13 protein-coding genes and 1 riboswitch are annotated in these 12,406 nt (G+C 63.4%); of the genes, 1 reads left to right on the forward strand and 12 read right to left on the reverse strand.

All coding sequences use genetic code 11. The features are described from left to right. Positions 1-2 precede the first annotated feature (2 nt). The 9 genes from cobC to cobO form a co-directional block, all read right to left on the reverse strand. Complete coding sequence (cobC, locus tag MOQ67_RS22945; protein WP_448675567.1) at positions 3-578, reverse strand: alpha-ribazole phosphatase family protein; 576 nt, start codon at positions 576-578, stop codon at positions 3-5. After that, complete coding sequence (gene cobT / locus MOQ67_RS22950; protein ID WP_253397745.1) at positions 575-1,630, reverse strand: nicotinate-nucleotide--dimethylbenzimidazole phosphoribosyltransferase; 1,056 nt, start codon at positions 1,628-1,630, stop codon at positions 575-577. Before cobT ends, cobC begins: the two co-directional genes overlap by 4 nt. Beyond that, entirely contained in the window at positions 1,627-2,148 is a 522-nt protein-coding gene (gene cobU, locus MOQ67_RS22955) for a bifunctional adenosylcobinamide kinase/adenosylcobinamide-phosphate guanylyltransferase (protein ID WP_448675568.1), read from the reverse strand. Before cobU ends, cobT begins: the two co-directional genes overlap by 4 nt. An 85-nt stretch (positions 2,149-2,233) precedes the next feature. After that, positions 2,234-3,685, reverse strand: coding sequence for a cobyric acid synthase (locus tag MOQ67_RS22960; protein WP_253397749.1), 1,452 nt, complete (start codon positions 3,683-3,685; stop codon positions 2,234-2,236). Beyond that, the gene (cobD, locus tag MOQ67_RS22965; protein WP_253397751.1) at positions 3,682-4,671 is read right to left on the reverse strand and encodes a threonine-phosphate decarboxylase CobD; all 990 of its coding nucleotides are present in this window, start codon (positions 4,669-4,671) and stop codon (positions 3,682-3,684) included. The genes MOQ67_RS22960 and cobD overlap by 4 nt, the downstream gene beginning before the upstream one ends. Continuing rightward, the gene (gene cbiB / locus MOQ67_RS22970) at positions 4,664-5,572 is read right to left on the reverse strand and encodes an adenosylcobinamide-phosphate synthase CbiB (RefSeq protein ID WP_448675569.1); all 909 of its coding nucleotides are present in this window, start codon (positions 5,570-5,572) and stop codon (positions 4,664-4,666) included. Before cbiB ends, cobD begins: the two co-directional genes overlap by 8 nt. Beyond that, positions 5,569-6,219: a 5,6-dimethylbenzimidazole synthase gene (bluB, locus tag MOQ67_RS22975; protein WP_448675570.1), complete on the reverse strand. Its 651-nt coding sequence runs from the start codon at positions 6,217-6,219 to the stop codon at positions 5,569-5,571. Before bluB ends, cbiB begins: the two co-directional genes overlap by 4 nt. After that, positions 6,216-7,583, reverse strand: a complete 1,368-nt coding sequence (locus tag MOQ67_RS22980; protein WP_448675571.1) for a cobyrinate a,c-diamide synthase — start codon at positions 7,581-7,583, stop codon at positions 6,216-6,218. The genes bluB and MOQ67_RS22980 overlap by 4 nt, the downstream gene beginning before the upstream one ends. Continuing rightward, complete coding sequence (gene cobO, locus MOQ67_RS22985; protein ID WP_253397759.1) at positions 7,580-8,191, reverse strand: cob(I)yrinic acid a,c-diamide adenosyltransferase; 612 nt, start codon at positions 8,189-8,191, stop codon at positions 7,580-7,582. The genes MOQ67_RS22980 and cobO overlap by 4 nt, the downstream gene beginning before the upstream one ends. Before the next feature lie 79 nt (positions 8,192-8,270). Continuing rightward, a riboswitch (cobalamin riboswitch) is annotated at positions 8,271-8,514 on the reverse strand. 99 nt (positions 8,515-8,613) lie between these two features. Between cobO and MOQ67_RS22990 the strand changes: the two genes are divergently transcribed. Beyond that, positions 8,614-9,927, forward strand: a complete 1,314-nt coding sequence (locus MOQ67_RS22990; protein ID WP_448675572.1) for a PQQ-dependent sugar dehydrogenase — start codon at positions 8,614-8,616, stop codon at positions 9,925-9,927. A gap of 73 nt (positions 9,928-10,000) precedes the next feature. On the opposite strand, the gene MOQ67_RS22995 is transcribed toward MOQ67_RS22990, so the two are convergent. The 3 genes from MOQ67_RS22995 to hda all read right to left on the reverse strand — a co-directional run bounded on the left by MOQ67_RS22995 (position 10,001) and on the right by hda (position 12,230). Continuing rightward, positions 10,001-10,537: a C40 family peptidase gene (locus MOQ67_RS22995; protein WP_321863326.1), complete on the reverse strand. Its 537-nt coding sequence runs from the start codon at positions 10,535-10,537 to the stop codon at positions 10,001-10,003. Between the two features lie 144 nt (positions 10,538-10,681). Next, entirely contained in the window at positions 10,682-11,311 is a 630-nt protein-coding gene (locus tag MOQ67_RS23000) for a C40 family peptidase (protein ID WP_253397765.1), read from the reverse strand. Positions 11,312-11,525: 214 nt separating this feature from the next. Beyond that, on the reverse strand, positions 11,526-12,230 hold the full coding sequence (hda, locus tag MOQ67_RS23005; RefSeq protein ID WP_247406650.1) for a DnaA regulatory inactivator Hda: 705 nt from the start codon (positions 12,228-12,230) through the stop codon (positions 11,526-11,528). Positions 12,231-12,406 lie beyond the last annotated feature (176 nt).

Here is a 12,406-nt window from a genome sequence, read left to right on the forward strand (position 1 = left end):
GTTCAGCGCCCTTCCTTCAACACGCCGTCGGCCGCGACCTGCAGGCTGAACAGCGCGCCATGGCCGACTTCGACATTCAGCAATTGCGCTCGAGGCAAACCGCGCGCCCGGGCCAGCAGCAGACGCATCACGCCACCGTGGCTGATCAACAACACACGCTGGCCGGCATAAGCCTGATGCAAGCGTGAGACCGCGCCGAGGACCCGATCGGAAAAGTCGCTGACACGTTCGCCGTCTGGTGGCGTGAAGCTATAGGGGTCGGCCCAGAACGCGCCCAGCCCGTCGGCATCGGTCTCCATCAACGCCGCTGCGTTCTGCCCTTCCCAGGCACCGAAGTGCAATTCCTGCAGAGCCTTTTCCAGGCTCACTGGCACGTTGAGTGTTGTGCCCAGCTCTTGCGCAAACCGCGCGCACCGTTGCAGCGGCGAACTGATCAGGCGATCCCACGGGCCCTGCTCCGCTACGGCAGCGCGCATTTGCGCCCAGCCGTTTTCGGTGAGCGCATCGTCGAGGCTGCCGCGCAGGCCACCACCCAATTCGGTTTCGCCGTGGCGCAGCAGGTCCAGGTGCAAGGTCATGCCGGGCGGTCCGCCACGGCGGCTTCAGCAAATGTGGCCATCTGCCCGTGCAGCGCACAGGCCAGGCGCAGCAGCGGCACCGCCAGGGCCGCGCCGCTGCCTTCGCCGAGTCGCAGGCCGAGTTCGAGCAACGGTTGTGCGTCGAGGCTGTGCAATACATGGCGATGGCCCGGCTCGGCGCCGCGATGGCCGAACACCAGCCACTCACGGCATGCCGGGTTCAGCCGCGTGGCGACCAACGCCGCGACGCTGCAGATAAAGCCGTCCACCAGCACCACAATGCCATCCTGGGCGCAGGCCAGATAGGCACCGACCAACGCTGCAATCTCCAACCCGCCGAGGTTGAACAGGGTTTGCAGCGCGTCACCGCGTTGCGCGGCGTGCACGGCCAGCGCGCGTTCGATGACCGCGACTTTGTGGCTGACGCCCTGGGCATCCAAGCCGGTGCCCGGCCCGGTCAAATCACTGACCGGGCAATCGAGCAAAGCACACGCCAACGCGCTGGCGGCGGTGGTGTTGCCGATCCCCATCTCGCCGCCGATAAACAACTGCGCGCCGCTCGCCAACGCACGGCGCGCGCTGTCGCGACCGGCCTGCAGCGCCAGCCGCCCTTGTGCCTCGGTCATCGCCGGGGCGTTGACGAAGTTGGCGGTGCCGGCTGCGATATTCAGGTGACGCACACCGGGCAGGTTCAGCGACGGCGTCACCGTGCCGAGGTCGATCACTTCCAACTGCGCCGTCAGTTGCTGCGCCAATACGCTGATGGCCGCACCGCCGGAGACAAAGTTATGCAACATCTGCGCGGTGACTGCCTGGGGATACGCCGACACGCCTTCGGCCACCACGCCGTGGTCGCCGGCAAAGATGGCGATCCACACCTGCTCCAGCGTAGGTTTGACCCGGCCTTGCAAGCCGGCCAACTGCACCGCCAACGCTTCCAACTGGCCGAGGGAGCCGGCCGGTTTGGTCAATTGCTGTTGGCGCGCCAAGGCCTGTTGATACGCCAAAGCGTCGCTGGCCTTGCACGGGTTGAGCCACCAGGTTTCCGTCATAACGCAGTACCTTTCAAAGTCAGGGGCAGGCCGGCAACGGTCAGGACAACACGCTGACACCGTTCGGCCAAGGCTTGATGCAGCCAACCGGCTTCATCCACATAGCGGCGAGTCAATTCGCCCAGCGGCACGACACCCAAACCGGTCTCGTTGCTGACAAACAGGATTTCACCGGGCAATGAGGCCAGGCTTTCCAGTAATTGGTCACGCTCAAAAGCCAGGCGCTCGGGGTTATCGAGCAGCAGCAGATTGGTCAGCCAGAGCGTGAGGCAATCCACCAGCAGGCAGCGCTCGGGCGCGGCGTTTTCACGCAGCACCCGTGCCAGTTCGATCGGTTCTTCGATCAGGCCCCAGTGTTCCGGGCGACGCTGGCGATGCAGGGCGACGCGCTGGTTCATCTCGCCGTCCAGCGGTTGGCTGGTGGCGATATAAATGACGGGCAACGCGCTGTCGCCGGCAAGTTTTTCGGCGAGGCGGCTTTTGCCGGAACGGGCGCCGCCGAGGATCAGTTGGAGCATGGGATGGCACCTCGCTGCCCCAGGGAAATCCGATTGATACCATCGCAGGCAAGCCAGCTCCCACACTTCGAGCGCATGTACACCGTCAAACCCCACACAACGTGCGCAACAGCGCGGTATCCAGATGGTTGTCCACCAGGTCGGCCAAGCGCTCGATATCGCGCTCACGCAGGGCGTGGTAATCCACCTCCTGTACCGCCTGCAAACCGGCCCAGCGCAACAAGGCGCTGCACGCAGCAGGGGTTTCGAACAAGCCGTGCAGGTAGGTGCCGAAGATCTGCCCGTCGGGGCTCTGCGCGCCATCGCTGCGGCCGTCGTCCAGCAACACGGCCGCGTTCGACAAGGCCGCGCCGGACGTCACCCCTGCGTGGATCTCATAACCACTGACCTCGGCGTCCTCCAGCAGCAGGCGCCCACGCACATTGCGCAGTTGCTTGTGCTCCTCCAGCGTCGTACTGAACGCCAGCCAGCCCAGGCCTGCACTCGACCCGGCCGGCCCCTCGAGCCCGAGCGGGTCATGCACCTGCTCGCCGAGCATCTGCAACCCGCCGCAAATCCCCAGCACCTTGCCGCCGTAGCGCAAGTGCCGCGCCACCGCCGTGTCCCAGCCATTGGCACGCAGGTACGCGAGGTCACTGCGCACGCTTTTCGAGCCCGGCAAGATAATCAGGTCGGCGCCAGGAATCGGCTGACCCGGGCCGATGAACTGCAAGTCCACCTGGGGATGCAGGCGCAGCGGGTCGAAGTCGGTGTGATTGCTGATGCGCGGCAATACCGGGACGACCACCTTGAGCACCTGGGCAGCCTTGTCGATCTGGCGCTGGTCGATGCCGTCTTCGGCTTCCAGATGCAGGTCCATCACGTAGGGCAATACGCCGACCACCGGCTTGCCGGTGCGTGCTTCCAGCCAATCCAGCCCCGGCTGCAACAAAGCGATATCACCGCGAAAACGGTTGATGATGAAGCCCTTGACCCGCGCCTGCTCGCTCGCCGAAAGCAATTCGAGGGTGCCGACCAGATGCGCGAACACGCCGCCGCGATTGATGTCGGCGATCAGCAGCACCGGGCAGTCCACGGCTTCGGCGAAGCCCATGTTGGCAATGTCATTGGCGCGCAGGTTGATCTCCGCCGGGGAGCCCGCGCCTTCCACCATCACCACCGGGTAGGCTTCGCTCAAGCGCGCGTGGGACGCCAGCACCGCGTGCATCGCGATGGCTTTGTAGTCGTGATAGGCCACTGCGTTCATGCTGGTCACGGCACGGCCATGGATGATCACTTGGGAGCCGGTATCGCTGTTGGGTTTGAGCAGCACCGGGTTCATGTCGGTGTGCGGCGCCAGGTTGGCGGCCTGGGCCTGCACTGCCTGGGCGCGGCCAATTTCGCCGCCTTCGGCCGTTACCGCGCTGTTGAGCGCCATGTTCTGCGGTTTGAACGGCACCACCGCCACGCCCTGGCGCACCAGCCAGCGACACAGGGCGGTGACCAGGGTGCTTTTACCGGCATCGGACGTCGTGCCTTGCACCATCAGCGTACTCATGGCGCTTCCTTGTAGGCGATCAGCGCCTGTTCGAGGCGCAGCCAGTCGGCATCGGTGTCGGGCAGGCCGAAACGCAGGCTGCTGTCGTGGACAAACAGGCGCAGCAGAATGCCGCGCTGGGCCATGAAGTTGTGCATGCGTTCGGCGTGAGGGGTGATCAGCCATTGGAACAGGGCGCAGCCGCCCTGGGGTTGAAAGCCTTGGCGTTCCAGCAATTCGAACAAGCGCTGGCCGGCTTCCAGGCAACGATTACGTTGCCGGGTGTGCCCGGCGGTATCGCGCAGACACACTTGGCCGATCACCCGCGTCGGCCCGCTGACCGCCCATGGCCCAACCTGTTCGGCCAACAGCTTGAGCAACCGGCGCTCCGCCAACACAAATCCCAGGCGCACACCGGCCAGGCCGAAGAACTTGCCGAACGAACGCAGCACGATCAGGCCGACCTGATGGGCCTGGCCGGCCAGGCTCAGGTGCGGCGTGACGTCCATGAACGCTTCGTCCACCACCAGCCAGCCACCGCGCTGGGCCAGCCGCGCGTGCCAATCCAGCAGGCGTTGCGGGGTCAGGCTCAGGCCGGTCGGGTTATTCGGGTTGACCACCACCAGCACGTCCAGGCTGTCGAGAAAGAAGTCGACTTCCTGCTCCTGCACTTCGCGCACCACGTAGCCGGCGCGGCGCCAAGCCTCGGCGTGCTCGGCGTAACAAGGTGACAGCACACCGACCTTGCCACCCCGACGCAGACGCGGCAGCAGTTGGATCGCTGCCTGGGAACCGGGCACCGGCAATAAATGCGCGGTGCCGTAATACTCGCTGGCGGCTTGTTCGAGGCCGTCGTCGGTTTCCGGCAGGCGCGCCCAGGCGCGCAACGGAATCTCGGGGACCGGCCACGGCCAGGGCGCCAGGCCGCTGGACAGGTCGAGCCATTCGGCTTCGGCAATCCCGTATTCAATCGCCGCCTTGCGCAGGCGGCCACCGTGCTCAAGCATACAATTGCCCCCCGATGCATAAAATCAGCAGCCACAACCATACGCCGCGCTGCACCAGTTGCCAGCCGCGGTCGATGGCGTCTGCATCCGCCGCCGGGCCTTCGCCCAGTGGCGGGCGCTGGTGCAGCTCACCGTGGTAGATCGCGGGACCGCCCAACTCGACGCCCAAGGCACCTGCCCCCGCCGCCATCACCGGACCGGCGTTGGGGCTATCCCAGGTCGAGCCCTGGCGGCGCCAGCATTTGATCGCCAGCCTGGTTTTACCGAGTATGGCGTAGGTCAACGCCACCAGGCGTGCCGGAATATAGTTCAGTACGTCGTCGATCTTGGCCGCCGCCCAACCGAAGCGCTCAAAGCGTGCGTTGCGATAGCCCCACATCGCGTCGAGGGTGTTGCTCAAGCGGTAAAGCACCACGCCCGGCACACCCGCGACGACAAACCAGAACAGTGCGGCAAAGACCGCGTCACTGCCGTTCTCCAGCACCGATTCAGTGGCGGCGCGGGCCACTTCAGTGCGATCCAGCTCACTGGTCTGGCGACTCACCAGGTAACTCACGCGTCGACGGGCTTCGTCCAGGTCATCGCTGCGCAAGGCCTGGGCCACCGGGATCACATGTTCGCCGAGACTGCGCATGCCGAGGGCACAGTACAACGCGAGGATCTCCAGCACCCAACCGATATAAGGCGCCCACGACAACGCAGTGGCCAGCAGCGTCAGCGGCACCACCGCAATAAACCACGCGGTCACACCATGGCTGCGCCAGCCACGGCCACCGCTGTTGAAACGCTGCTCGATACGCGCGGCAAAATTGCCGAACGCCACCAGCGGATGCCCGCGCCTGGGCTCGCCCAGCAGCGCATCCAGCGCCACCGCAGCGACACACAGCAAGGCCACACTCATTGACGCACTCCCCACGCATTCTCATACAACATGTCACTCAGCGGCCGCGGTTCGGCCCAGCCTTCGAGCTGCAACATCGGTGCCGGGTAGAACGCCTCGACCGGCCCCAGGCACAGCACCGCCAGGGGTTTCGCACCGGGCGGCAAGCCCAGCAGGTCGGCCAGGGCTTGCGGCTCGAACAGCGAGACCCAGCCCATGCCCAAGCCTTCGACACGCGCCGCCAGCCACAGATTCTGGATCGCGCAGGACAACGAGGCCATGTCCATTTCCGGCAAGGTGCGTCGGCCGAAGATATGCCGCTCGCGGTCATCCATCAGCGCCGCCACCAGCACTTCGGCGCAGTCGTGGATGCCTTCGACCTTGAGCTTCATAAATGTATCGGAACGCTCGCCCAACGCCTCGGCGGTGCGTATGCGTTCTTCCTCCACCAACTGTTGAATCCGGCTACGCAGTTGGCGGTCGCTGATGCGGATAAACCGCCACGGTTGCATCAAGCCAACGCTCGGCGCCTGGTGTGCGGCCTGGAGCAAACGGTGCAGCAGTTCGGGAGCCACATCGCCGCCGCTGAAGTGACGCATGTCGCGGCGCTCGGCGATGGCGCGGTAGACGGCCTGGCGCTCGGCTTCGGGGAAGGCGTTGTCGGTCATGAGCCTATCGCGGGCAAGCCCGCTCCCGCAGTGGATTCGTGGTGTTTAGCCGAGTGCGATTTGCCTTCGCCGGGCGCAAACAGCGCAGCAACGGCGCGGGGGTTGGAAGGGAAATAGAAGTGGACGTAGGACGCGGTCAGCCGCCCCTGCCGATACACCGCCTCGGCCCCGCGCCCACCATTGGGGCTCACGCCACGGGCAACGGGCTGCCATTCGGTGCTGGTCAGCGAGTGGTGATAGGTATGACCGCGCAACACACCCTCGGGCAATTCGACGCTTTGCAGGGCCAGGGCCGCGAGCTTCTTTTGCATCACCGCATCGCCCTGTAGCAGGCCGACCAGTTCGGCGCGGATGCCGTCGACATCGGTGAGCGAGTCCAACAGATAAAGCATCCCGCCACACTCGGCGAGCAGCGGTTTGCCGGCAGCGTGATGGGCACGGATCGCATCCAGCATCGCGGTGTTTTCCGACAGCGCCTGGTGATGCAGTTCGGGGTAACCGCCCGGCAGATAGAGGCTGTCGGCATCGGGCAATTGGCGATCATGGATCGGCGAGAAGAAGCTCAACTCAGCGCCCATCGCCCGCAGCAGATCGAGGCTCGCACCGTAGGTGAAGGCGAAGGCTTCGTCACGGGCGATGGCAATACGCACGCCGGCCAGCAACGGTTCGGCGCGGATCACGGGCGGTGCGGCAAAGGTCACCGGCGGCGGCAACGCGACCTCGCAACTGCTGCCCAACGCCTGGGCGGCAGCGTCCAGGCGCAGGTCGAGGTCATTCAGTTCGCTGGCTTGCACCAGGCCCAGGTGGCGACTGGGCAATTCGATAGCGGTCTCGCGGGACAGCGCGCCATACCAGCGCAGGCCTTCGGTGAGGCTGCCTTCAAGCAGTTGTGCATGGCGCAGGGTGCCGACGCGGTTGGCCAGCACCCCGGCGAACGGCAAGTCCGGCTGGTAGCGTGCCAGGCCGAGGGCCAGGGCGCCGAAGGTTTGCGCCATCGCAGTGCCATCGATCACGCCGAGCACCGGGACACCGAAGTGTCGCGCCAGGTCAGCGCTGGAAGGCGTGCCGTCGAACAGGCCCATCACGCCTTCGATCAGGATCAGGTCCGCCTCCCCCGCTGCTTCCCACAGCAAGCGACGACTTTCCTGCTCGCCCACCATCCACATATCCAATTGATACACCGGCGCACCGCTGGCGCGCTCGTGAATCATCGGGTCGAGGAAGTCCGGGCCGCATTTGAACACGCGCACCTTACGCCCCAGGTTGCGGTGCAAACGGGCCAGCGCGGCGGTGACCGTGGTTTTGCCCTGGCCGGACGCCGGTGCGGCGATCAAGACGGCCGGGCAATGACGGGGCTGATTCAAAGTTCGACGCCTTTCTGTGCCTTGATACCGGCCTGGAACGCGTGCTTGAGCATGCCCATCTCGGTGACGGTGTCGCCCATTTCGATCAGCTCGGGCTTGGCGCCACGGCCGGTGACGACCACGTGCTGCATCGGCGGGCGGGCCTGCAGATCGCCAAGGACTTGATCCAGGTCGAGATAGCCGTGCTTGAGCGCGATGTTCAGCTCATCCAGCACCACCAGACCGATGGACGGGTCTTGCAGCAATTGGCGGGACACCGCCCAGGCGGCTTCAGCGGCCGCGATGTCGCGCTGGCGGTCCTGGGTTTCCCAGGTAAAACCCTCGCCCATCACATGGAAACGCACTTGCTCGGGGAAGCGGCGGAAGAACAGTTCTTCGCCGGTGCTGTTGCGCCCCTTGATGAACTGCACCACACCGCACTGCATGCCATGGCCCATGGCACGGGCCAGCATGCCAAATGCCGAGCTGCTCTTGCCTTTGCCGTTGCCGGTCAGCACCAGCAGCAAGCCGCATTCGTTCGGGGAATTGGCGATGCGTTCATCGATCACGGCTTTTTTACGCAGCATGCGCGCCAGGTGGCGTTCGTCGCGCTCGGGGGAATCGGTCATGGCAGCTCTCCGTTGGGGCTGGACAAAAACGGCGGGCAGGAAAAATCAAAAACAGACAGCCAAGCATCGCCCACCGTGATGCTGTTGGATGATCCGGGCCGGTCTCCGGGCTCATGAGTGGCGCGCTAGAGCGCACGCCGACGGCGCGCCTTCCCATATCGCGAGCGATACAGTGGCAAACAGCACCGTTTTGACTCATTTACCGTTGCGGGGGCAGCGCCGGAATCGCGGCAGCACTGTGTACAAGTGCGCTCACTCACCGGCTTCCCTGTTTCACTCAGTCGACCCGTAGGTCACAGAGCACCTGGAACAAGCCGCGAAGGTTAGTGGGTTGGGGGTGGAGCGTCAATTAAAGCTGGCCTTGTACTTGAACCATCGCCGCAACGCACACCTCTACCCTTACAGGCATCCAGGAGAAAACCATGCATAAAACAAGACTCGCCTTACTGATCATGCTCGCGGGCAGCCTTGCCGCCTGCGGCGAAAGCTCGACCCTGAAGGTATCCGACGGCACCGGGCCTTCACCGCAACTGCCGGAACCGAACAAGACGCTGATCCCCACGGTGAACATCGCTCCGGCCATCGGCTGGCCCGCAGGCACCACGCCGACGGCCGCCGCCGGCACCCAGGTGGCGGCCTTCGCCGAAGGCCTGGACCACCCGCGCTGGCTGTACGTATTACCCAACGGCGATGTGCTGGTGGCGCAAACCAACGCGCCGCCCAAGCCGGATGACTCCAAAGGCATTCGTGGCTGGGTGATGGAGAAAGTCATGGGCCGCGCCGGCGCCGGTGTGCCGAGCCCAAACCGCATCACCCTGCTGCGCGATGCCGACCACGATGGGGTCGCGGAGACCCGCACGGTATTCCTGGAAAACCTCAACTCGCCCTTCGGCATGACGCTGGTCGGCAATGACCTGTACGTGGCCGATTCGGACAAGCTGCTGCGCTTTGCCTATCAGACCGGCGAAACCGTGATCAAGACCGCCGGCAGCAAGGTCATCGACCTGCCAGCGGGCAGCATCAACCATCACTGGACGAAAAACGTGGTGGCCAGCAAGGACGGCAGCAAGTTGTATGTGAGCGTCGGTTCCAACAGCAACGTCGCCGAGAACGGCCTGGAAGCGGAACAAGGCCGCGCGGCGATCTGGGAAGTCGACCGCGCCAGCGGCCAACACCGCATCTTCGCCTCCGGCCTGCGCAACCCCAACGGCATGGCCTGGGAACCGCAGAGCGGCAAGCTGTGGACGGCGGTGAACGAGCGCGATGAGATCGGCAGCGACCTGGTGCCGGACTACATCACCTCGGTCCAGGATGGCGCCTTTTATGGCTGGCCCTTCAGCTACTACGGGCAGCACGTGGATGTACGCGTCACGCCGCAAAACCTGGATCTGGTGGCCAAAGCCATTGCGCCGGACTACGCCGTAGGCCCACACACCGCCTCGCTAGGCCTGACCTTCGCCGAGGGCAGCAAACTGCCAGCTCCCTTTATCAACGGCGCGTTTATCGGCCAGCACGGTTCGTGGAACCGCAAGCCGCACAGCGGCTACAAGGTGATCTTCGTACCGTTCGAGGGCGGCAAGCCGAAGGGGCCGCCGGTCGACGTGCTGACCGGGTTCCTCAACAGCGACGGGCAAGCCATGGGCCGACCGGTTGGCGTGGTCATCGACAAGCAAGGCGGTTTGCTGGTGGCGGATGATGTGGGGAATAAAGTGTGGCGGGTTTCTGCGGCTAAGTAACTATTCTCAAGACCGCCACAAAACAAATGTGGGAGGGAGCTTGCTCCCTCCCACATTGGGATCCTGGCTTGACTTAAGGGTTACGCGCCAGATTTTCAGCCGGCAACACACGCTTGGCACTCAGGTAGGCATTCTGCCAATAGGCTTTGGACAAGGTATCCAGCTTCACCGTACCGCCCGTCTGCGGCGCATGCACAAAGCGCCCTTCGCCGACATAGATCCCGGCGTGGCTGACCTGTGAGCCACCGCCCGTGGCGAAGAACAACAGGTCACCGGTTTGCAGGTTCTGCTCGCTGACGTCCTGGCCACGCATCACGATCAGTTCGCGCGTGGTGCGCGGCAGGGAGATGCCGGCGGCATCACGGTAGACAAACCCGATCAGCCCGCTGCAATCGAACCCCGAGTCTGGCGTGTTGCCACCCCAACGATAAGGCGTACCGACCAGGCCCAGCGCTCGGAAGAGCACGTCTTCGGCGGCTGGCGAGAAACTCTGGCTGGTGTTGAACACCGGTTTAGGCTTGGCCGCTACGGGCGCAGGCTGCGGTCGGCTTGCGCAGGCGCTGAGCAGCGCGGCGCAAACAATAAGAATCAGGCGGGCCGAGGTCGACATGTGCAGAACAATCCTGGTCTGGATGCGGCTTTCGCTGCCGAACGCTGAAAACCAGAACGCGCAAGCAAGGCTTGCGCGAACGGATTACAACAATATTCAAGGATTCTAGCGCTTACACGTCAAACTTCAAGTATCACTTTAACTTTACTTGCTGGCGGTAATCGTCGTCGGGGCCATGGCGAGTGCGCGTTTGGCTTCGATGAAGGTTTTGCTCCAGTAGCTGTCGCCCAGGCTGTCGACTCGAACACCACCGCTGCGGCGGCTGCTGGAGTGGATAAACTGGTTATCGCCCAGGTAGATACCGGCGTGACTGACGCGACCACGACCACTGGTACTGAAGAAAAGCAGATCACCCGGCTTGAGGTTGTTACGCGCGACCAACGGTGCATTCACGTTGATCATTTCGCGAGTGGAGCGTGGCAGGTTCATGCCAGCTTCTTCACGAAACAGGTAACCGATAAAACCGCTGCAATCGAAACCGGCTTCGGAAGTACCGCCGAAACGGTAACGGGTACCGATCAGGGACATGCCGCGCTCGAGAATGCTGTCGGCCAGAACGGGAAGCTGATAAGGCTTGTTGCCAGCGAAGGCGGCCAGTTCTTTTTCGGTTGCCAGCTCTTCCTCATAAACAGTGGAAGACTGCGCAGCAACGAATTTTGCCTGATTTTTATACTGTTGAGCGTGCTGCTCGGCCACTTGTTGAGGGTGGGAGGCGCAACCAAACAACAGAGCTACAAGTGCGAGAGGCACGAGGGGTGCGAAGCGATTTAGCATGGGCACGACCGTGGCAAATGTGTAAAGAAGTCGAGACTATGCCTTCTATCACATCGATTTGCAAATTCAATCGTGACCTATGTGACTTATTGTTTGCGCTATGACATCTAAGCCCTTAATACCCTATGCACGTGTTTTGCGTGGCCAAGCCGGCCCAAACGCAGGTTTTCTGGCGCCTGAAATCTGCTGAAGCCCTACGAAATACAAGGGTTTGCTACCAGCCAAGGGTTTCCTTGAGGAAGGGAATCGTCAGCTTGCGCTGGGCCTGCAAAGAGGCCTGATCGAGCTGTTCGAGCAAATCAAACAACGCGCTCATGCTGCGGGTGCCACGGGTGAGAATAAAGTGCCCGACTTCGTCGGTGAGGTGCAGGCCGCGACGGGACGCACGCAATTGCAGGGCACGCAATTTGTCCTCGTCGGACAATGGGCGCATCTGGAAGATCAGCGCCAGGGTCAGGCGCGACTTGAGGTCGGCCAGCTTGACCGGCAACTCACGGGGCGAGGTCGAGGCCGCGATCAACAGGCGGCGGCCGCTGTCGCGCAGGCGGTTGAACAGATGAAACAGCGCCTCTTCCCAATCTGCCTTGCCGGCGATGGCCTGCAGATCATCCAGGCACACCAGTTCGTATTGTTCGAGGTTGTCGAAAATCCCGATCCCGCGATCCATCAACTCGGCCAACGGCAGGTAAACCGCCGGTTCGCCCATTTGTTCGAAGCGCAGGCACGCGGCCTGCAACAGGTGGGTGCGCCCCACGCCCTGCTTGCCCCACAGATAGATCAGGCTTTCAGTCCACCCGGCGTCGGCTTCGCAGAGCCGCTCGACATAGCCGAGTGCAGCGGCATTGGCGCCTGGGTAGTAATTGATAAAGGTGGCGTCGTCACGCAGACGCACACCTAAGGGCAGCTGAATCGGTTTCATGCTGACTGAACGGCTCCGATCGAACCGTTAGTGGCCTCTGTGAAAAGTTTGCAAAGTTTATACCCGTGACGCTGGGCGCACAATGCAGCAGACCACAAGCAAAATCAAAGGTTTGCGTTAACTTGCTGGATTTACGCGAATTGTTTGACGCGACAGTGCCAGAAACAACAAACCCG

It is taken from the genome of Pseudomonas sp. LY-1, from assembly GCF_053502595.1.